This window comes from Shewanella sp. SP1S1-7 (assembly GCF_031932105.1).
GTDB lineage: Bacteria > Pseudomonadota > Gammaproteobacteria > Enterobacterales > Shewanellaceae > Shewanella > Shewanella baltica.
The window spans coordinates 41,330-61,457 of record NZ_JAUOEU010000025.1; the positions used below are offsets into that span (position 1 = coordinate 41,330).

Genomic DNA, 20,128 nt, shown 5'->3' on the forward strand with positions numbered 1-20,128 from the left:
TGCTTGTTTTTTTATGGGAACAATCACTGTTTTCTGTAATTTTTTCTAAGTCATTTATACTGAACGATTTAAATTAATTTATTTCATTTTTATTTTTAATTCTCTAAATATATAGAAATCAGTCATTCAGCTTATTTTTTATATGAAACAAATCTGTCTTAAAGCGCCCGCGAATTCCCCTATAAATGTCAAGTTTTTAATAAAAATGACACAATTTATCTTTATTCTTTGTTATTATCCGTGACGCTGAACTTGATGGAGTTCATGGCAATTTTTCTATGATAAAATAATTAAAATCAAGGGGTTGATGTAATGAGACATATGCTTATTAAAGGACTAGTTGCAACTGCTGTTGTCGCTGCGCTTGCGGGTTGTAATAATAGTGATGACGATAAAGTCCCAACAACATGTGCTGAAGCGGGAAGCGCTTGCACAACATTTACCGTTTTACACACCAATGATAACCACGGCCGTTTTTGGGAAAACAGTGACGGCGAATACGGTATGGCTGCGCGTAAAACCTTAATTGACAGCATTCGTGCAGAAGTCAGTAAGAATGGTGGTCAAACATTATTGCTGTCTGGTGGCGACATTAATACTGGCGTGCCAGAATCGGATCTACAAGATGCGATCCCAGATTTCACGGGTATGAATAAAATTGGTTACGACGCTATGGCTGTTGGTAACCATGAGTTTGATAATCCATTATCCGTTGTTGATATGCAGCGCCGCCTTGCGGAATTCCCTATGTTAGCGGCGAATATTTACCATAAAGATGCAGATGGCAATCTAGGGGAACGTTACTTTGATGCTTATAAGGTATTCGACGTAAACGGTCTTAAAGTCGCTGTAATAGGTTTAACTACCGAAGATACGGCTAAGATTGGTAATCCAGAATTCATCAGTGGCTTGGAGTTCACCGATCCAAAGACTGAAGTCGCTAAAGTGATTAAAGAAATTAAAGACGCCAAAGCGGCCGATATTATTTTCGCTACCACGCACATGGGTCACTATGCTGACGGCCATAACGGTAGTAATGCCCCTGGTGATGTGGCTATGGCTCGCGCATTGAAAGAAGGCGATTTGCAAGTGGTTATTGGTGGTCATTCACAAAATCCAGTGTGTATGGAACCAGGTACTGACAACAAAGCCTACGCTGACTTTAAACCAGGCGATGAATGTGCTCCAGATAAACAGAATGGTACTTGGATCATGCAAGCCCATGAATGGGGTAAATATGTTGGTCGTGCAGATTTTGAATACTTTAACGGTGAGCTTCATTTAGCAAGCTATAAACTTGTGCCAGTGAATATGCGTAAACTGGATGACGCGGGCAAGAAGACTGCTGATTTAGCTGGCACTAAGATTGAGCCTGATGCTGAGTTAAAAGAGCTGCTATCTTACTACCAAGAGAAAGGTCAAGCTAAGTTAGACGAAGTCATAGCAACTACGGATGCTCTGTTAGATGGCGAGCGTGCAAACGTTCGTAATAAGCAAACTAACTTAGGCCGTATGTTAGCGATGGCGCAAAGTGATAAAGTCAAAGCCGATTTTGGCGTGATGAACTCCGGCGGTGTACGTGCCTCTATTCAACCTGGCAATATCACTTACCGTGACGTGCTGACTGTTCAGCCATTCGGTAACATGGTGACTCTGAACGAAATGACAGGTACTGAAGTTGCGGCTTATTTAGGCGCGGTAGGTAGTATTCAAATTGGTTCAGGTGGTTATGCACAAATCACGGGCGTGAAAATGACCATTGACTGCGTAGCTAAGACTGCCAATATCAGTGTCATCAATGGTGAGAACTTCAGCCCAACAGGAACTTATAAGTTCACTGTACCTAGCTTTAACGCTGCAGGTGGTGACGGTTATCCTAAGCTAGAAAGCCCAATCCAAACGGGTTTTGTTGATGCTGATTTACTCTATTCTTTCTTGAAAGAGAAACAAGCGATTAAAGCTGCTGACTACAGTCCGATAGGCGATATTGTTTATGAAAACTCAAACAGTGTTGAAGGTTGCCAACTTTAAGTAATCGAAAACTACTTAGTGTTTAAATAAAAATGCCACTCAATAGAGTGGCATTTTTTATATTTGATGAAGTATAAAATAATGCTCAATAATTATTAGTGATACATTTAGATTTGTTTGTATCATTTAAATGTATATCACTGCATTCGTTTACGATTGAATTAATTTGTATCAAGCCATTTTTTTAATTCCTTTAATTGGTATTAATTTCTTAATGGCATGATGTATATCAACTTTTTAATTGCTGTTGACGATATTTCATACATCAGATTGTGTATCAATTTGTTTTATTGTGGAATAAATTTGTTTTAATAGTTGACTTGAATGTAGCGTATTAACATTATCTCTACAGCGAAATAGAGTTCGCTGGTTAAATATAAAAATAAAAACATAGGGTTTTATTTACCTCAAGGAGAGATTAATGCGCTATTTAAGTTTGACGGCCAAAGCCGTTCGTACTAGTTTAATTACTGCAGCGACAAGCAGTGTGGTTTTTTCGGGATTAGGTTTTTCTGCAATGATAAATGCAGCAGAAGAAAATACCAAAGTTGAACGCATTGAAGTAACGGGTTCTCGTATTAAACAAGTTGATATGGAAACCGTTTCACCCGTGACTGTCATCAATGCTGCAGATATTGCTATGACAGGTGAAAAAACCGTTGCTGACGTATTAAATAACTCTGCGATAAATAGCTTTGGTTCTTGGCGTGGTATTTCAGGTTATGGCTCTGGTGCAAGCTCAACCAGTAATGTCAATTTACGCGGTTTAGGATCGTCTGCGACCTTAGTGTTATTAGATGGACGCCGTATGCCAGGCACGAGTTCGAGCTCTGGCTCAGTGGCGGATACATCTTCTATCCCTATGGCTATCGTGGAGCGTATTGAAATCCTGCGGGATGGCGCTTCAGCAGTCTATGGTTCCGATGCGGTGGCGGGCGTGATAAACATTATCACTAAGAAAGAGTTTGAAGGTTTTCAGCTTGATTACAGTACAGAGCAACCAAGCGTAGAAGGGGGCGATGCTAACCGTTTATCGCTTGCAACTGGCTTTAATACAGATAAAGGCAATATCACTCTCACCTATGAATATTATGATACTAAAGCAGTAATGGATCGTGATATTTGGCGAATGGATGATTCAAGTTATAACGCCTATAGCGGATATAGCTCAGTACCAAATGGTAAATATGGACCAGGCAATGGTAGCTGGTATAGTAATTCAGATATATGTGAAAAAACGGAAAATACCATAGACTCAGGTGATGGTCGTTGTTTATATAATCATGGTAATGTGACTAAGTTATTTGGTGATCAAACCCGTAACTCGCTATTATCTAATTTCTCCTATGAAATTTCAGAAAATATTAAATTCCGAGGCCGAGCTTCTGCGTCTTTAGCTGAAACTGAAACTCGTTATGCGGGTACGCCAGTATCAACGAATACCCCAGTGATGAGTGCCGATAATAAGTACAACCCCGTTGGTGAAGAATTAGTGATTTCTATGCGAGGTGCGCAACTTGGCGAGCGAGATACATTAACTGAAACTAACAATTTTGATATTCTCGGAGGCTTTGTTGGCACAATAGATTCAGGTAATGGTATCGATTGGGAATTAAATGCTCAGCATGCGACCTCAACAACAAACAGTTTTAACTACAATTTACTCAATGACAATATTATTCAGCAAGAAATAGATTCAGAGCAATATGATATTTTCAATACCTCTGGAATGAGTTATGAGCAGTGGGAGCAACAGATGACAGATCTGTATCGTAAAGCTGCCCATACTGGGGTGTATCAAGGTAAGTTTGAAAGCACTCAATTAGATGGTTTGGCGTCGACATTACTTGTCGATAACGGTGATTTTTCGGTCGCTATGGTCGGTGGTCTTGAATATGAAATGATCAAGTTTAAGCAAACCAGTGATCCAGAATCAGCGGCGGGGATTATTTCCGGTGGCTCGGGTGGTGATGATGTCGATGCCACGCGTGACCGTAGTGCTGCGTATCTCGAGTTTCAAGTGGGTTTACCTGCTAATGTTGAGTTATCTGCCGCGGTTCGTTACGAGCGCTATGAGCAGGAAGGCTCTCTGACTGGGCCTCAAGGTGAAGTGGTCAACTCATCGACCTTCGATGCCGTGGTGCCTAAATTTGGTTTGAGCTGGCGCCCAGTGGATAGCTTGTTACTGCGTGCCAGTTACGGTGATTCGTTCCGTGCGCCAAATATGAGTGAAATGTTCTCGTCTCAATCTTTGAGTTTTGAGAAGGCGGTGGATTCCCTATGGTGTAATGAACCCGGTAACGTGGATGCCATATATTGCGCTACCAATAATCAGCATAAAACTTGGTTTGGTGGTAACCCAAACTTAGAGGCTGAAGAGGGTAACTCGTTAACCTTTGGTGGTGTTTGGAATGTCACTGATGCATGGAACTTGGAGTTATCTTATTACTCAATCACCTACGACAATAAAATCGAGTCGATCGATGTAGATGATATTCTGCGTGATGAAATCAAGAATGGATCGTCTCCCTATGTGACCCGTGGTCCAGATGGCAAGATTGAGTATATTGAGGCGGGAATACGTAATTTAGCCACAGTTGAGACCTCTGGTATCGATTTTGTAACGGCTTATAACTTAGAAACTGGCTTTGGTGATTTCAATTTCAAACTGGATTTGACTCACGTGCTTGATTTTAAGAAGCAGGATAATGCCGAATCAGAGATGATCGATTACGCAGGAACAACAGACTCACCCGATTGGCGTGGCAACTTTGCGACAAGTTGGAAATACGATGATTTCTCTGCCGCATGGACAGTCGTCTATATTGGTAGTCAATCAGCAAGTTATTTCAACGAGTTAGAAAAAACCGACCGTTATGTCGATTACGATAATTACTTTAAACACAATATCCAATTTGGTTATACCCATGCTTATAACGGCTCTATCACAGTAGGGGTGAATAATGTGTTTGATGCTGAAACACCAAACTATTATACCTACGCCGATTATCGCGATGTGAATGTGGGTTTATATGATGTGTTAGGTAGAACGTATTACCTGAGAATAAACCAGAAGTTTTAGGTTGTCCGCCCTCCCTGGATAACTCAAACCTCCGCTTGCGGAGGTTTTTTTGCTTATTTTTTGCCTACTTATTAGGCTGCTTACCGGATGTCGAAACAGTGCTATCAATGGGTGAGGCGCAGCTCGTGGCGGTGTTCGTGTTGATAATGTTCGGCGCAGGAGGCGCAGCGTTGTTCTGTGGGATCTTGGCTTAAGCGTTCGGTTTCGATTTCCGCTTCGCAGTCGGAACAAAGGCCGTAGAGGCCTAAGTCGAGCTGACAAAAGGCGGCATCAAGTTTATTCAGCTGGCAAAATAGCGGGTGATCGGCCAGTGGCGTTTGCGCCAATTTATCAATTAATTCTGCCAGACTCAGGCTAGCATAATGCTCCCCTATGGCTTCGAGGAACGGAGGGAGCGCGCCGATTTCTTTCCTTAGATTAGCTTCAAGCTCTGACAATTCATGTCTGATATGGGTGGTGCTCACGTAAAATCGCCTATTTCATTTGACTCTAGGCGTCCAGTCTAATAGTTCCACTACCAACGACTATGATAAAGATCAAGTATCTGCCACATTTTAGGTTTTTTCGCCGTTAAAAATCGAAAAAGTACTTCATTCCTATCGCATTATGTGTGCTATGGCGAAGTCCCTTTCATGGCTCACATTGCCGCGCATTGAATCTCGATTTCTAACGCTTATATGGCTTGTTGCCGTTCTGTGGTAGCTCACTCATCTATGATTCGTTGCCTAAGTTTCGCTGCGCAGCTTCTAATACCGCGACGATTTCTTCTGTGGTTTTAAACACGCGCAGCTCTCTGAACAAGGTATCGGCTTCAGGGTATTGGCGATTGAGATAGGTAAACCACTGTTTGATTCGGGCGGGATAATAGTCGCTCTTGCGGCCATTGAGTTCCCTTTGGGTATAACTGAGCATCAGCCCTAAGGTTTGCGCCCAAGTATAAGGGGTTGCACCTGTCTTGATGGTATCGGCCAAGTTCGGCAATGAAATCGCCCCGCGGCCGATCATAATACTGTCGCAGCCGGTGACTTCGATGCAACGCTTAGCATCATCGCTGTTCCAAATCTCGCCGTTGGCGATCACCGGGATAGGCAAACGTTTGCGTACTTCTGTGATGTATTCCCAGTAGGCGGGCGGTCTGTAGCCGTCGACTTTACTACGCGCATGGATGGCAAGCTCAGTTGCTCCGGCTTCATACACTGCGATAGCATTTTCCATGAACAGTGACTTATCTTCGTAGCCCAAACGTATTTTGGCGGTCACGGCATGTTCTTTCGGTACCGCTTGACGCATGGCTTTGACAATATCGTGCACACTCTCAGGATATTGCAGTAATACGGCGCCACCTTTGCTGCGGTTAACGATTTTAGCCGGACAGCCAAAGTTGGCATCGACACCGTGTGAACCGAGTTCAATCGCCCGCAGGGCATTTTCGCCCATACATTGGGGCTCTTGGCCGAGTAACTGCACTCGCACTGGCGTACCTGAAGGGGTATTGCCGTTGTTGAGTAGCTCAGGACAAAGTTTGAGAAAGACTTTTTCAGGCAGCAGTTGGTCTACCACACGCACAAATTCGGTGACGAGCAAATCGTAGGGATTGATGGTCGATAGAATGTCACGCATTAAAGCGTCTACTACGCCTTCCATTGGAGCCAAAATCACACGCACTGCAGTAAACCCATATCTATTTGCAAAGGGCGAGCATTCTACCTTATCGGCCTTAAGTTACAAAGTGGCCGAGTGAATGCGGATGATTATGCGCTCCCATAAATAAAATCCACGCTAAACTGATTGTCCCAGCAGGATATTTTGACCATTTCTGTGATTTAGTGATATTTTTTGCAATAGAATTGAAACAGGGCAGGTCTTTTGCAGTAAGCCAGCTACTTATACTGTTGTTGGTCAACATTACTCAATAAACAAGAAGGGATTATTTATGAATTCAGTTAAAAAAACAGCAGTTGCAGTGGCCTTAGGTTCAGTCGTCATGAGTACAGCTTTTGCTGTCAATGCCCAAACTAACCCGTTTGGTTTTGAAGCAATGGATGCGGGTTATCAAATTGTCGGCTCAGAAGGCAAATGTGGTGAAGCCAAATGCGGCGCGGATATGAAGAAAGCCGCTGCTGAAAAAGCCAAAGAAGGTAAATGTGGTGAAGCTAAGTGTGGCGCGGATATGAAGAAAGCGGCCGCAGATAAAGCCCATGAAGGCAAATGTGGCGAAGTGAAATGCGGCGCTGACATGAAAAAAGCCGCGGATAAGGCCCATGAAGGTAAGTGTGGTGAAGCGAAATGTGGCGCTGATATGAAGAAAACCGCAGAGAAAGTTGACGTTAAAGTCGAAGCCGTTAAAAAAGAAATGAAATAAATCTGACTGCACTGAGCCCGCTGTGATGGGGGTTATTGAGTCTAAAGAGGCCAGCCCGCGCTGGTCTCTTTTGTTTTATCCTAAAGCGATGACCAAGCGTTCGTGAGGTTTTATGAATAATCAAAAAAATGCGGTACAGGTAGGACTGGGCTTACGGCGAGAAATGCTCAGTGAGTTTTGTACACAGGTGCCTGAAGCGATTAATTTTTTTGAAGTGGCGCCTGAGAATTGGATGACCTTAGGTGGTAAATTTGGCCGCCAATTTCGTGAACTAACCGAGCAACATACTTTCTACTGCCACGGTTTGAGTTTATCCATTGGTAGCCCCGAGCCCTTAGATCTCGCGTTTGTAAAAAACATCAAAACCTTTATGGATTTACACCAAATCCAAGTCTATTCCGAACATTTAAGTTATTGCTCAGGCCAAGGTCACTTATATGATTTAATGCCTATCCCTTTTACCGATGCAGCGGTAAAGCATGTGGCGGCGCGGGTCAAGCAAGTAGAAGATATTCTAGAGCGGCCGCTTATTTTAGAAAATGTGTCTTTTTATGCCGCTCCAGGTGCACAAATGAGCGAACTTGAATTCGTTAATGCCGTGCTGCAAGAAGCCGATTGTAAACTGCTACTCGATGTGAACAACATCTATGTGAACTCGATAAACCATCAATACGATGCCGATGCCTTTTTACAGGCCATGCCGACGGAGCGCATCGCTTATCTGCATATTGCTGGGCACTACAAACAAGCTGAAGATCTGCTCATTGATACCCATGGCGCTGCAATTAACGATCCCGTGTGGGCATTGTTGCAACGTTGCTATGCCTTGCATGGGGTAAAGCCGACCTTGCTTGAGCGTGACTTTAATCTGCCGACAACCGCTGAATTGTTGCTCGAGCTAAATCAAATCCACGCTTATCAAGCAGCGGTCAGTTCCCAAATTCAAAATAGCACTCATGCTGTAAAGAGGATCGCCTAATGGATTTTAAGCAAGTGCAGCAATCCTTTATCGATTATATCCGCGATCCCTCTTCGCCATTGCCCGCGGATACCGATGTCCGGTGTATGCAGGTTTACCGCGAGTTATTTTTTAATAATGTGCTGGGATTTGTGTCGAACGGCTTTCCCGTACTGAAAAGTTTGTATTCTGAGGAAGAGTGGTTGGCATTAGTGCAGAGCTTTTTTAGCCAGCACGATTGCCAATCGCCGATTTTTATCGACATCGCGGGCGAGTTTTTAGATTTTTTACAGCAGCAATATCAGCCCACGGCAAATGATCCCGTTTTTATGCTCGAATTAGCGCACTATGAATGGCTAGAGTTGGCCGTTGCGGTCGCACAGGTGAGTGGGGATGAGTCTCAACTTAGCCCAGCGCAAATTCCGACGCAGGCCTTATGTTTATCGAAGACGGCGAGGGTGGCGCAGTATCATTTTGAGGTGCAGCACATTCGTCAGGATTATCGTCCGCAGCAACAACTCGATACGCCAGTGTTTTTTTGTCTCTATCAAGATGTTGATTGCGAAGTGTGTTTCCTACAGTTAAATCCCTTAAGTGCGCAGGTGCTGGCATTTCTTCAAGCTCAAAGCCAAGCGGGTTTTCAAGAGATACTTGATTGGTTAACAATCACTTACCCTCAAATGGCGCCAGAGATTATTGCGCAAGGTTGTACTCAGTTACTCGAGCAATTAGCGGCCAAAGGGATAGTGCGCGGTCGTCAGTCTTAAGGTGGGGATTATTGCCGAAATAAATGCAATAACCCTACAGTTAGAGGGTTTTTATTAATTTGACAAACCGCTACAATGTCGGCCGTTTTGTGATCTCAATCACTGTACGATTCCTGCGCACTTATACTTGCACATACTAGAGGAGCTGTAATGAGTAGTCAGCCGTTCAAAGACCCATTTAATTTTTTGTATTTTATTGGTTTTATTTTAGTTTTACTGTTGCCGACTCTGCCAGCAAGCCTGTCTTGGTTAAAGCACTTAGGTCTAATTTAAGCGAGCGTTAATCTCGAGCGCATAGACTATTGGCCACTCTTAGAGTGGCTTTTGTTTTTCCGATAAAGGGTAAGTAAATCGATGGTATTAAAGCGCGGATTATTTTTATTGTTAGGTTTAACCGCGTTAGCCTTGGGTTTACTCGGTATTGTGCTGCCTTTGCTACCGACCGTGCCGTTTATCCTGCTTGCCGCTTTTTGCTTTGCCCGCTCCAGTGAACGTTTACACCATTGGTTGATGACTCATCCTTGGTTTGCCGATGCCTTAACCCAGTGGCAAGAGCAGCGAGCAATGCGTAAGGGGTTGAAACGCAAAGCCATGGTCGTCAGCGCGCTGAGTTTTAGTGTCAGTATTATTGTGGTGCCTATCATTTGGGTAAAAGGTTTGCTGCTCGTGATGGCATTCGTCTTACTCTGGTATCTCAAAGGGATCCCTGAAATAGAGGGATGATTGAGCGACACTATGGATTCAATGTGTGGCAAATCGTTTTCGCCGCGTCATGGGTGAAGGGATGTAACACTGTGCCGACAGGGTTTGATCTAAGGCACAAATTGATAACCTTTCCATCACTTGTGCGTTGTGATTGTTGCAACTAAAACTAAAGCGGCATAAGCTTTGTCCGACTTTCGACAATGCGTCCACCCAGTGTGGACGTTTTGTTTTATACCGCCAACGCTAGGTTGGTGAATTGATTAAGTAACTTATTAAGTAAATATGATGGCTATGAATACAGAAACCTTATCCTTGATAAAGCAAAGCATTAAAACGATTCCTAATTATCCTAAGGAAGGGATTTTATTTCGAGATGTCACCAGTTTGCTTGAGAATGCAGCCGCCTATAAAGCGACCATCGACTTGTTAGTTGAACATTATCGTGGCCAAGGCTTTACCAAAATTGTGGGCACTGAGGCTCGTGGTTTCTTGTTCGGCGCGCCGCTGGCTTTAGAATTGGGTGTGGGTTTTGTGCCTGTGCGTAAACCGGGTAAATTACCGCGTGCGACTATCAGCCAAAGCTATGAACTGGAATACGGTCACGATAGCCTAGAAATTCATACCGATGCGATTAATCCAAATGACAAAGTGCTAGTGGTTGACGATTTACTCGCGACTGGCGGTACTATTGAAGCGACCGTTAAACTCATTCGCCAACTGGGCGGTGAAGTTAAACATGCGGCCTTTGTGATCTCATTACCTGATTTAGGTGGTGAAGCACGTTTAACCGCTTTAGGGCTTGAGTTGGTTAAACTTTGTGAGTTTGAAGGCGAATAAATCTGCAGCTAAAGGCGCCTTGGGATAGTTTGATGGCATGTCAAATCATGGCATGTTATCTTTCAAAGTTCTCGGGGCGCATGCTCCCGCTCTTGTATCACATACTCTGGGGAGTTCCATGTCATATCAGGTGTTAGCCAGAAAATGGCGCCCTGCCACATTTGATCAAATGGTTGGCCAAAGCCATGTTTTGCATGCCTTGACCAATGCGTTAAGCCAGCAGCGCTTACATCATGCTTACCTGTTTACGGGAACGCGCGGTGTCGGTAAAACCAGCTTGGCGCGACTCTTTGCCAAAGGCTTAAATTGCGAACAAGGCGTGACAGCGACTCCCTGTGGTGTTTGCGGCAGCTGCGTGGAAATCGCTCAAGGCCGTTTTGTCGATTTAATTGAAGTCGATGCTGCGTCCCGCACTAAGGTCGATGACACCCGTGAGCTGTTAGACAATGTGCAGTATCGCCCGACCCGTGGCCGTTTTAAGGTTTATCTCATCGACGAAGTGCATATGCTGTCGCGCAGCAGTTTTAACGCACTGCTAAAAACCTTAGAAGAACCCCCCGAGCACGTTAAATTTCTTTTGGCGACAACTGATCCACAGAAACTGCCCGTGACTGTGTTATCCCGTTGTTTGCAATTCAATTTAAAAAGCCTTACCCAAAGCGAAATTGGCACTCAGCTCAATCATATTTTGACTCAAGAGCAATTTCCCTTTGATGTTGAAGCCCTAAAGCTTCTTGCTAAAGCCGCCAATGGCAGTATGCGTGATGCCTTGAGTTTGACCGATCAAGCGATCGCCTTTGGTGGCGGCAATGTGATGCTCACTCAAGTGCAAACTATGCTGGGCAGTATTGATGAGCAGCATGTGGTTGCCTTGCTTAAAGCCTTAACCGATGCCGATATTGGCGTGTTAATGCACACTTGTGCCCAAGTGCTCGCGTACGGCGCCGATGCCCAAGAAGTGCTGCGCAGTTTACTTGAACTGTTACATCAAATTACCTTGACCCAATTTGCCCCCGCGGCCGCGCAGCAATCTTTGTATAGCGCGCAAATTCGCGCCTTTGCCGAGCAGCTGACACCGGAGCAAGTGCAGCTTTATTATCAGATTCTGTTAACGGGCCGCAAAGATTTACCCCATGCACCAGACCCTAAATCGGGTCTTGAGATGGCGCTGTTACGCGCAGTCGCATTTGTGCCAGAAAAGCCGGTAAAGCGTTGGCTGCCTGATGCGGTCGCTGAGATCCGTTTACCCGAAGGGCAAACGCCCGTTGCGGCAACTGCTGCAGCGCAAGCTCCCCATGCAAATGAACAAAAGTTTGCAGAAACACATACTGCTGAACCACATAGCACTGAACCGCATACCATTGAAACAGTGCCTGCTGAAAAAAAAACAGCATTAATTGAGCAAACTAGCGCTAACCAGCAAGTTGAAACCGCGCAAGTGGTCGCTGTTACAACGGCTGAAGTGTCAATTGAGCCAGCTGATGCTGTAGAGCAGGGGCTTGATGCTGAGCTCGAAGCGGATGCGGCATTAATTGCCGAACAGGCGGTGATTTTAAGTCAGGCTCAGAGTCAGGGATTTAACGCTGACAGCTTAAACACTGACACAGTGAATGCAGAGGTAGAGCCTCAAACTCAAACAGTATCAACCGCTAAAGCGACTTCTATACACATTTCTGAACCCGTTGCTGACATTGAAGCATCGGTTGCCAGTCTTGATGCTCATAATAGTGAAGTTCCTGAATTAATTGGGGCAACTGCCAAGTCGAGTATTGTTAATCCAGCAGCGGCTGAAATGGTTGTTGATTCAACACCTGCTGATAACAACAGCGCAGCTGAGAACACACTGGATAACAATCCCACCGCTAACAATACGCTTGAGCAAAAGGGGCTAGATGAACATCGCCCCTATGGAACTGAAGCCGAGCATTCATATCCAGCGATGGGAGCTTATGCCCAAGAGTCAGCACCGCTCGATTCCTATCAAGATGCTTATGTTGAATTTTCTTCTGACTCTTATAATGACGATGATTTTCATCACAGTTTTGACTCTCATGCTGTGCCTGATGATGTTCAACACTCAGCTAATGTTCAACACTCAGATAGTGTTCAACATTCTGCTGATGTTCAAAGCGCAGCAAGTATCCAAAGTGCTGTAGGCATGCAAAGCTCAGTTGATAGTCAGTCAGTAGTAATGGCTCAAGTGTCTCCTCAGACATCAATTCCAATTCCAACACCAGCCTCCGCATCCTTAGCCGATGATGATATTCTCTCGGCGGTGTTGGCGGCGCGGGATTCACTGTTATCAGATCTTGATGCCTTAAGTGTTAAGGACGGTGATGAAAAAAAGTCGTCACTGGACTCAAAATTAAAGACACCAAACAGTAAAGCCAATGGGATCACTTTATCAAAACCTGCCAGTAAAAGTGATGCAAGTCAGACAAGTGCGTCATTCTCTGCCGATCCCGCCGCTGATTTAGATCCCGATTTAACAATAGATTTCGATGATGATTTTGACTTAGATCTTGAGCCAATTACTTTGAATCAATCTGTATCTTCGATCGCAGACTCAGCTAGTTCTGTTTCTGCTGTTCCAGTCAAACCGGCAGCATATGATCGTCCGCCTTGGGAGGCTGAGCCAGAAGCAGAGTTAACCGCAGAGCTTATCGAAACGACTCAGGTTGAGTGCGGCAATAATGATATCGCTGATGTTGCTGATGTTGCTGATGTTATGGTGGCTCAAGGCTCAGAAATTAAGGTCGACTCAGCCAGCGGTGACCAAGGATCTTTAGAGGCTAACAACACTGCTAATGATGCACCGAATCAGACGGCTAATGCTGAACACACGCAGGAGACACACGTTGCACTCAGTTCGACTCAGCCTATTAGTGGTCATCCATTAGATTTGCATTGGTACAAGTTGATGGCGAGCTTAGAGATCGGCGGACGAGTGCGGCAGCTGGCGGTGAATTCCGTTTGCCAATCCCAGAGCGATCCTTTGCCGCTGTTGCTTAAGCCAAACCAGAAGCATTTAGCGGCCGATGTGGCCATAGTGCAGCTCGAGCAAGCCTTAAGTGCTGCGCTCGGGAACCCAAGACGGGTACAAGTGGTCATAGGAATCGATGCGCAGCGGGAAACGCCTTTAGAGTTACGTAAGCGTTTCCACCAAGAGTTGCTGCAACAGGCGCATCAATCATTGATCCATGATGACAATGTGCAATGGTTGATCCAACGTATGGGCGCCGAACTCGATGCCGATAGTTTAGTGTATCCACCTGAGTTGTTGAATTTACGCAGTCAGCAAATACAAGCTTTACCTGAGCTAACTGAGGCCGCGAGTTAACCACTATCGATTATCGACAATCAACGAGTCCTAGGGGCAAAGTTTGGTCGTTAATTTGTTACGCCGTGGTTTAAATTTGAGCTTAAAGTACCTATTTATAGTAATGCTGCTGAGAAACTCGGCATCGAGATCATAAGTTTATTAACAAGATAACGGCATTGATTGCCAATCCCATTTATTTAAGTAAGATTAGCCGCGTTAATGCTTGCGACTAACCCTAATAGAAGAGAAAAGACTATGTTTGGAAAAGGCGGTATGGGCAATCTGATGAAACAGGCCCAGATGATGCAAGAAAAAATGGCCAAAATGCAGGAAGAAATCGCCCGTATGGAAATGGTGGGCGAATCGGGTGCAGGTTTGGTGAAAGTCACCATGACAGGCGCGCACACAGTGCGTAAAGTCGAAATCGACCCAAGCCTGATGGAAGACGACAAAGAAATGCTGGAAGATTTGATTGCTGCAGCTTGTAATGACGCTGCCCGTCGAATTGAAGAAAATCAAAAAACTAAAATGGCCGAAGTCACTGGTGGTATGCAATTACCTCCAGGCATGAAAATGCCATTTTAATTGAGATAGCCGATGAAATTTAGTCCACTGTTAGATGAGTTAATTCAGTCCCTGCGTTGTTTACCTGGGGTTGGGCCTAAATCGGCGCAACGTATGGCGTTTCAGTTACTCGAGCGCGACAGAAAAGCAGGGCTTAAATTAGCCAGTGCGCTGTCCAGTGCGATGAGTGACGTCGGTCATTGTCAGTCTTGCCGAACCTACACTGAAGAAACCCTCTGTCCGATTTGTGCTAGCCATAAACGCGGCACGTCTTCCACCATTTGTGTGGTGGAAACGCCGGCCGATGTGTTAGCCATTGAGGCGGGTGGACATTTCACCGGTCGCTACTTTGTGCTTTTAGGTCATTTATCGCCACTCGATGGTGTTGGGCCAGAAGAGCTAGGTTTAGCGTTACTCGAGCGCCACTTGGCTTCGGGTGATGTTGCCGAGTTGATTTTAGCGACCAATCCGACGGTAGAAGGCGAGGCCACAGCGCATTTTATTGCTGATATGGCCAGACGCCATAAGGTGATGATCAGTCGCATCGCCCACGGCGTACCCGTTGGTGGAGAGCTTGAATACGTGGATAGCACGACGTTAGCCTTGTCATTTAATGGTCGTTTACCGCTTTGACAGAACACAGTGACTCAGTTTAGTTAGTGTAATGTGATTGATTATATTAGCTTAATTTTAATGCTGAACGGTTCGGCTCGACTTAAGTGTCGCGATATCCCATAAACCCGCCAAGAACTTATCTTGAGCGGGTTTTTTATTTGCTTAGTGTTTCAATCTAGATGTCGAGGCAGGATTGTCGAGGCTGTGTGGTAGGGCTGTGGAGATAGCGCCGTGGTTTTAAATGCTCATATCAACTGATACCTATCCATATAAAAACTAGGTTTATCAATAGTTTTTAAATTTCATACTTGTCTTATGCGAGCTTCATCCGTAAAGTCGGTTAGATAAGAAGCGGGCAGAGTTGCGATTTTCTATTGTGTTCGTTCATGTGCCTAAGCTAATTCGTGGATTTAGCTCTGTGTACGTTGAACCGGACAGGTATTTTTTATTAGAAAACCATAGAGGGGACTCATTGGAAAAGATTACGATTAGGCATGCAGAGAAGCGTGACGCCGCAGCCATTCAAGCCGTATATGCCTGCCCAAATGCCTATACTGGAACCTTACAACTCCCTTGGCCATCGACCGATAAATGGGAGTCACGCCTTGCGGCAACATCGAATAATATTCATCGCTATGTCGCAGAGATTGAAGGTGAAGTTGTCGGCGAGTTGGGTTTCGAGGTGTACGAGCAACCCCGTCGCAGGCATGCAGCCTCCTTTGGAATGGGGGTAAAGGATAGCTATCAAGGCCGCGGTGTTGGTAGCGCTTTGATTAACGCTATGCTTGAGCTTACCGATAAATGGATGAATATAAAACGAATTGAATTAACGGTTTATACCGACAATCATGCCGCCATTGGTCTGTATAAAAAGTTTGGTTTTGTGATTGAAGGTGAGTCGAAGGATTTTGCCTTTAGAAATGGTGAATTTGTCAGTGTGTACCATATGGCGCGGATAAAGTAGCATGCTGATCTCGGCGCTATTTTAACAGTTGCTTAAGACATTTACTTTAAGAACGGACTCTAAGTGCTCATTCCATTCCAAGTCCTAACTTTAAGTACTTACTATAAGATTTGACGCTAAGTGCTCAATCTAAGAACGTACTTCAAGCGCTCACTTCACAAACCGAGGTTAGTGAATAGCATTAAGCGCTCATTTTCAGAGCTCGCTTTAGGTGCAAAGTGCATGTATATCTCAAGTTTTAAGGATAAAAAATGGGACTCATTTTATTGCCGCTGCTGATACTTTGGTTGGGTGTCGGTATTTATTCCATTCGTATTGGCTATCAAGTCTTGGCTGGGACATCTCAATTAAGCTATACACTCAGTGTTGGTGCTATCGCTATGGTCGCATTACTGCTTTATCTCTATTTCGGTTTCGCTCAATTTAAGGAAAACAAGGAGCTATGGGCGTTTGAAATTCCGATGTTTTTTGCCGCGAATAAGCTCGCTTTTGGTGTCATGCTCCTTGGTTTATTACTGCACTGGTTTGGTCAAGGCATGCTCACTTCCGCTTATTTAAAACCTCTACCTTTTATCATGATTTTCACCGTTTCCTTTGGTGCTATGGCAGGAGTCATATTGTCCGATATTTTTATGGCGAAATTTGACATCCAAAAAACGCATTGATGTCAGCTGAATAATTTAAATATTAGTTTGGATACCGTTGCTGAAGTGATTTGAACCGACGACCTTCGCCCGTTATTTATAAAGAGTTGAGCCCGACGAGTTAGCATGCCGCTCTATCCCATATTTTACTGTGGGTTTCATTGAATTTTAGGTACAAAAAAACCAGCTTATGCTGGTTAAATTGGTTGCGGGAGCCGGATTTGAACCGACGACCTTCGGGTTATGAGCCCGACGAGCTACCATGCTGCTCCATCCCGCGTCCGATTGTTGCTGTTAATCACTGTTTTAATTCTGTCATCTAAGAATTGGTTGCGGGAGCCGGATTTGAACCGACGACCTTCGGGTTATGAGCCCGACGAGCTACCATACTGCTCCATCCCGCGTCCGATTGTTGTGCTAGTTTTTTTAACTTTCACTAGTAAGAAAGTGGTTGCGGGAGCCGGATTTGAACCGACGACCTTCGGGTTATGAGCCCGACGAGCTACCATGCTGCTCCATCCCGCGTCCGATATCTATCTGTTTTGCTTTACTATTGTGCTTTAAATTGGTTGCGGGAGCAGGATTTGAACCTACGACCTTCGGGTTATGAGCCCGACGAGCTACCATGCTGCTCCATCCCGCGTCCGTCTTCAAAGCGGGGCAGACTATAACGGCAGCGCCTTGGCATTGCAAGGACGAAGATCGAAAAAGGTGGTGAACGCTTAAATATAAAGCGGAGTGGGGGGCTTTCATACGATTTACGTATAAGTTGGGGATTTTTCGTCGATTATCTTAGGTCAAGACTGTGACTAAATGGGACTTGGGCTAATAACTGTTTATCTTTTATGTATCCGAGCAGGTATAATGTCGCTTTGATTTTGACTGCGTACTGATTATCCCATGCTTAATTTTTTTGCCGCCGCCCCTAAGGGCTTTGAATATAGCTTAGCCCAAGAGCTGACAGAATTTGGTGCGACTGAAGTAAAAGAGAGTGTTGCTGGTGTATATTTCACGGCCTCCTTAGCTTTAGCGTATCGTATTACTTTATGGACACGCTTAGCCAGCCGCATTGTGTTGGTTATCTATAAAGGCAGCTGCGAGTCGGCAGAGCAACTCTACAATGCCGCTTATTGTGTCGATTGGCCGGCACACTTTTCCAATAAGAGCACTTTTAGTATCGATTTTCATGGTACGGGTGGTTTTATCAATAATACCCAGTTTGGCGCCTTGAAGATTAAGGATGCGATTGTCGATCGTTTCCGTGACGATGATATTGAGCGTCCGAATGTGTCTCGTGTTGATGCTGATTTTAAAGTTGATGCACATTTCCGTAATGGCGTGATCACGATAGCAATGAACTTCTCGGGTCCGTCGTTGCATCAACGTGGCTATCGTTCGACCACAGGTGAAGCGCCATTGAAGGAAAACTTAGCCGCCAACATGCTTGTACGCAGTGGCTGGCAAGCGGCGCCTTCGACTTTGCTCGATCCTTTCTGTGGTAGCGGTACTGTATTAATTGAAGCGGCTTTAATGGCGGCCGATATTGCCCCAGGTCTGCAACGTAGCCGTTTTGGTTTTGAACATTGGCGTCGCCATGATAAAGCCGTGTGGCAAGAAATCGTTGAAGAAGCGAAAGCGCGTGCATCATTAGGCGTGAAACGTTGCGAGATTAAATTCTACGGTTCAGATATCGATTCGCGTTTAGTCGCGTTAGCCAAACGTAACGCCGAAAATGCCGGTGTACTGGAGTTAATCGAATTTAAAGTTGCGGATGCTTTAACGATAACGCCGCCTGCGGAAAGCGGCTATTTGATCACTAACCCACCTTATGGTGAGCGTTTAGGCAATGTGTCTGAGTTATTGCAGCTTTACTATCAGCTGGGCGACAAGTTTAAGAAAGAGTTTGGCGGCTGGAAAGTGGCCATGCTGTGTAGTGATATCGAACTGGTGTCATCGCTAAAGCTTAAAGCCGATAAACAAATGAAGATGTTTAACGGCGCGCTTGAATGTGCTTTTAACATCTATACCTTACATGCCAACAGTACTCGCCGTGATACGCCAGTGCTACCAGATGGCGTCGACATTGCTGATATTGCCCCCGCTTTTGCTAACCGCATTAAGAAGAATGCCAAGTTATTAGAGAAATGGGCGAAGAAAGAAGGCATCGACAGCTATCGTATTTACGATGCCGACATTCCTGAATATAACGTCGCAGTTGATAAGTATTTAGATTACGTGATTATTCAAGAGTATATGGCGCCAGCGACTATACCTGAAGCCGTGACTAAACGTCGTTTAAGCGATGTGTTATTAGCACTGCCATCGGCCATTGGCATCAATCCGAACAAGATGATCATGAAAACCCGTGAGCGTCAAAAGGGCACGAGTCAATATCAAAAGCTGGATGAGCGTAAGTTAGAGCTTATTACCACCGAATATGGCGCTAAGTTCAAGTTGAACTTAACCGGTTATTTGGATACTGGTTTGTTCCTCGATCACAGATTGACACGTCGTTTAGTCGGTCAAAAGTCTAAAGGTCGCCGCGTACTAAACTTGTTCTCTTACACAGGTTCTGCTTCTGTGCACGCAGCGCTAGGTGGTGCTAAGTCGGTAACGACAGTTGATATGTCTAATACTTATATCGCTTGGGCGAAGGACAACTTTGCCCTCAATGGACTGCAAGGTAAGCAGTATGAGTTTGTTCAATCTGACTGCATGCAGTGGATCCGTGATTGTAATGAACAGTACGATTTAATCTTTATTGATCCGCCAACCTTCTCAAATTCTAAGCGCATGGAAGATTCGTTTGATGTGCAACGGGACCATGTGAACTTACTGGCATCCTTAGTGAAACTGCTCAGTCCAACGGGCGAACTCGTGTTCTCTAACAATAAACGTAAGTTTAAGATGGACATAGAGACGCTGACAAAGATGAACATTAATGTGAAGAACATTGATGATGTGACTTTACCTATGGACTACAAACGCAATCCACATATCCATAATACTTGGCTTATCACCCATGCCTGAGTTGACTCAAGCAGAATTAGATAACAGGCCTTATCTGCTATATCACACAGAGGGATGTCATCTGTGTGAACTGGCCGCGGCGTTATTGGACGCGGCTGATATTGGTTATCGGGCCATAGATATATGTGACGATGAATACCTCGCGCAGCGTTACGGCGTATCGATCCCTGTGCTTAAAGCTTGGGATGATAGAGAGTTACATTGGCCATTTAACGCAACGCAATTACAAGAGTTTACAGGAGCTTAG

Annotated in this window: 16 protein-coding genes and 4 tRNA genes; 14 read left to right on the top strand and 6 right to left on the bottom strand. The window is 44.8% G+C overall.

The features are described 5' to 3' along the window. The first annotated feature begins 312 nt into the window (after positions 1 to 312). Together ushA and Q4Q49_RS17085 are read left to right on the top strand one after the other, a co-directional pair. A complete protein-coding gene (gene ushA, locus Q4Q49_RS17080; RefSeq protein ID WP_311991158.1) occupies positions 313 to 2,031 on the top strand; it encodes a bifunctional UDP-sugar hydrolase/5'-nucleotidase UshA in 1,719 nt (572 codons plus the stop codon). A 421-nt stretch (positions 2,032 to 2,452) separates the two neighbouring features. Further along, positions 2,453 to 5,113 (top strand): TonB-dependent receptor, encoded by a 2,661-nt coding sequence (locus Q4Q49_RS17085; protein ID WP_311991159.1) that lies wholly within the window; start codon positions 2,453 to 2,455, stop codon positions 5,111 to 5,113. A 104-nt stretch (positions 5,114 to 5,217) separates the two neighbouring features. Here the strand turns inward: Q4Q49_RS17085 and Q4Q49_RS17090 are convergent, their stop codons facing one another. Further along, positions 5,218 to 5,577 (bottom strand): TraR/DksA C4-type zinc finger protein, encoded by a 360-nt coding sequence (locus Q4Q49_RS17090; RefSeq protein ID WP_011847065.1) that lies wholly within the window; start codon positions 5,575 to 5,577, stop codon positions 5,218 to 5,220. A 247-nt stretch (positions 5,578 to 5,824) separates the two neighbouring features. Further along, positions 5,825 to 6,778 carry a tRNA-dihydrouridine synthase gene (locus Q4Q49_RS17095; protein ID WP_011847064.1) on the bottom strand — a complete coding sequence of 318 codons (954 nt, stop codon included), beginning with the start codon at positions 6,776 to 6,778 and terminating at the stop codon, positions 5,825 to 5,827. Positions 6,779 to 7,046: 268 nt separating this feature from the next. Here Q4Q49_RS17095 and Q4Q49_RS17100 point away from each other — a divergent pair, with 268 nt between their 5' ends. The 10 genes from Q4Q49_RS17100 (at position 7,047) to Q4Q49_RS17145 (ending at position 16,872) form a co-directional block, all read left to right on the top strand. Further along, positions 7,047 to 7,475 carry a hypothetical protein gene (locus Q4Q49_RS17100; protein ID WP_311999929.1) on the top strand — a complete coding sequence of 143 codons (429 nt, stop codon included), beginning with the start codon at positions 7,047 to 7,049 and terminating at the stop codon, positions 7,473 to 7,475. Positions 7,476 to 7,587: 112 nt separating this feature from the next. Further along, a complete protein-coding gene (locus Q4Q49_RS17105) occupies positions 7,588 to 8,454 on the top strand; it encodes a DUF692 domain-containing protein (RefSeq protein WP_311999930.1) in 867 nt (288 codons plus the stop codon). Continuing rightward, positions 8,454 to 9,200: a putative DNA-binding domain-containing protein gene (locus Q4Q49_RS17110; protein ID WP_311999931.1), complete on the top strand. Its 747-nt coding sequence runs from the start codon at positions 8,454 to 8,456 to the stop codon at positions 9,198 to 9,200. The genes Q4Q49_RS17105 and Q4Q49_RS17110 overlap by 1 nt, the downstream gene beginning before the upstream one ends. 354 nt (positions 9,201 to 9,554) lie before the next feature. Then, a complete protein-coding gene (locus Q4Q49_RS17115; protein WP_311999932.1) occupies positions 9,555 to 9,923 on the top strand; it encodes a YbaN family protein in 369 nt (122 codons plus the stop codon). Between the two features lie 267 nt (positions 9,924 to 10,190). Next, entirely contained in the window at positions 10,191 to 10,742 is a 552-nt protein-coding gene (gene apt, locus Q4Q49_RS17120; protein WP_086010671.1) for an adenine phosphoribosyltransferase, read from the top strand. Between the two features lie 37 nt (positions 10,743 to 10,779). Further along, on the top strand, positions 10,780 to 14,082 hold the full coding sequence (gene dnaX, locus Q4Q49_RS17125; RefSeq protein WP_409373242.1) for a DNA polymerase III subunit gamma/tau: 3,303 nt from the start codon (positions 10,780 to 10,782) through the stop codon (positions 14,080 to 14,082). A gap of 237 nt (positions 14,083 to 14,319) precedes the next feature. After that, positions 14,320 to 14,649 carry a YbaB/EbfC family nucleoid-associated protein gene (locus tag Q4Q49_RS17130; protein WP_028759630.1) on the top strand — a complete coding sequence of 110 codons (330 nt, stop codon included), beginning with the start codon at positions 14,320 to 14,322 and terminating at the stop codon, positions 14,647 to 14,649. 12 nt (positions 14,650 to 14,661) lie between these two features. Then, positions 14,662 to 15,261 (top strand): recombination mediator RecR, encoded by a 600-nt coding sequence (gene recR / locus Q4Q49_RS17135; RefSeq protein WP_006082081.1) that lies wholly within the window; start codon positions 14,662 to 14,664, stop codon positions 15,259 to 15,261. A 454-nt stretch (positions 15,262 to 15,715) separates the two neighbouring features. After that, positions 15,716 to 16,207, top strand: a complete 492-nt coding sequence (locus Q4Q49_RS17140) for a GNAT family N-acetyltransferase (protein WP_311890678.1) — start codon at positions 15,716 to 15,718, stop codon at positions 16,205 to 16,207. Between the two features lie 251 nt (positions 16,208 to 16,458). Then, complete coding sequence (locus tag Q4Q49_RS17145) at positions 16,459 to 16,872, top strand: hypothetical protein (protein ID WP_311999934.1); 414 nt, start codon at positions 16,459 to 16,461, stop codon at positions 16,870 to 16,872. Between the two features lie 182 nt (positions 16,873 to 17,054). Here the strand turns inward: Q4Q49_RS17145 and Q4Q49_RS17150 are convergent. The 4 genes from Q4Q49_RS17150 to Q4Q49_RS17165 all read right to left on the bottom strand — a co-directional run bounded on the left by Q4Q49_RS17150 (position 17,055) and on the right by Q4Q49_RS17165 (position 17,494). Further along, positions 17,055 to 17,131, bottom strand: a tRNA-Met gene (locus Q4Q49_RS17150). 47 nt (positions 17,132 to 17,178) lie between these two features. Further along, positions 17,179 to 17,255 (bottom strand) — tRNA-Met (locus tag Q4Q49_RS17155). A 44-nt stretch (positions 17,256 to 17,299) separates the two neighbouring features. Then, a tRNA-Met gene (locus Q4Q49_RS17160) sits at positions 17,300 to 17,376 on the bottom strand. A 41-nt stretch (positions 17,377 to 17,417) separates the two neighbouring features. After that, positions 17,418 to 17,494, bottom strand: a tRNA-Met gene (locus tag Q4Q49_RS17165). Positions 17,495 to 17,751: 257 nt separating this feature from the next. On the opposite strand from Q4Q49_RS17165, the gene rlmKL reads away from it, so the two are divergent. Both rlmKL and Q4Q49_RS17175 read left to right on the top strand, forming a co-directional pair. After that, on the top strand, positions 17,752 to 19,881 hold the full coding sequence (gene rlmKL, locus Q4Q49_RS17170) for a bifunctional 23S rRNA (guanine(2069)-N(7))-methyltransferase RlmK/23S rRNA (guanine(2445)-N(2))-methyltransferase RlmL (RefSeq protein WP_106650812.1): 2,130 nt from the start codon (positions 17,752 to 17,754) through the stop codon (positions 19,879 to 19,881). Continuing rightward, positions 19,874 to 20,128 carry a glutaredoxin family protein gene (locus Q4Q49_RS17175; protein WP_311999935.1) on the top strand — a complete coding sequence of 85 codons (255 nt, stop codon included), beginning with the start codon at positions 19,874 to 19,876 and terminating at the stop codon, positions 20,126 to 20,128. Before rlmKL ends, Q4Q49_RS17175 begins: the two co-directional genes overlap by 8 nt.

Bases quoted from the DNA above. Each gene is read 5' to 3' on its own strand.
- Q4Q49_RS17085 (WP_311991159.1), top strand. From the start codon at position 2,453: ATGCGCTATTTAAGTTTGACGGCCAAAGCCGTTCGTACTAGTTTAATT.
- ushA (WP_311991158.1), top strand. From the start codon at position 313: ATGAGACATATGCTTATTAAAGGACTAGTTGCAACTGCTGTTGTCGCT.
- dnaX (WP_409373242.1), top strand. From the start codon at position 10,780: ATGTCAAATCATGGCATGTTATCTTTCAAAGTTCTCGGGGCGCATGCT.
- Q4Q49_RS17175 (WP_311999935.1), top strand. From the start codon at position 19,874: ATGCCTGAGTTGACTCAAGCAGAATTAGATAACAGGCCTTATCTGCTA.
- Q4Q49_RS17110 (WP_311999931.1), top strand. From the start codon at position 8,454: ATGGATTTTAAGCAAGTGCAGCAATCCTTTATCGATTATATCCGCGAT.
- Q4Q49_RS17105 (WP_311999930.1), top strand. From the start codon at position 7,588: ATGAATAATCAAAAAAATGCGGTACAGGTAGGACTGGGCTTACGGCGA.
- Q4Q49_RS17115 (WP_311999932.1), top strand. From the start codon at position 9,555: ATGGTATTAAAGCGCGGATTATTTTTATTGTTAGGTTTAACCGCGTTA.
- Q4Q49_RS17145 (WP_311999934.1), top strand. From the start codon at position 16,459: ATGGGACTCATTTTATTGCCGCTGCTGATACTTTGGTTGGGTGTCGGT.
- rlmKL (WP_106650812.1), top strand. From the start codon at position 17,752: ATGCTTAATTTTTTTGCCGCCGCCCCTAAGGGCTTTGAATATAGCTTA.
- Q4Q49_RS17130 (WP_028759630.1), top strand. From the start codon at position 14,320: ATGTTTGGAAAAGGCGGTATGGGCAATCTGATGAAACAGGCCCAGATG.
- Q4Q49_RS17100 (WP_311999929.1), top strand. From the start codon at position 7,047: ATGAATTCAGTTAAAAAAACAGCAGTTGCAGTGGCCTTAGGTTCAGTC.
- recR (WP_006082081.1), top strand. From the start codon at position 14,662: ATGAAATTTAGTCCACTGTTAGATGAGTTAATTCAGTCCCTGCGTTGT.
- apt (WP_086010671.1), top strand. From the start codon at position 10,191: ATGGCTATGAATACAGAAACCTTATCCTTGATAAAGCAAAGCATTAAA.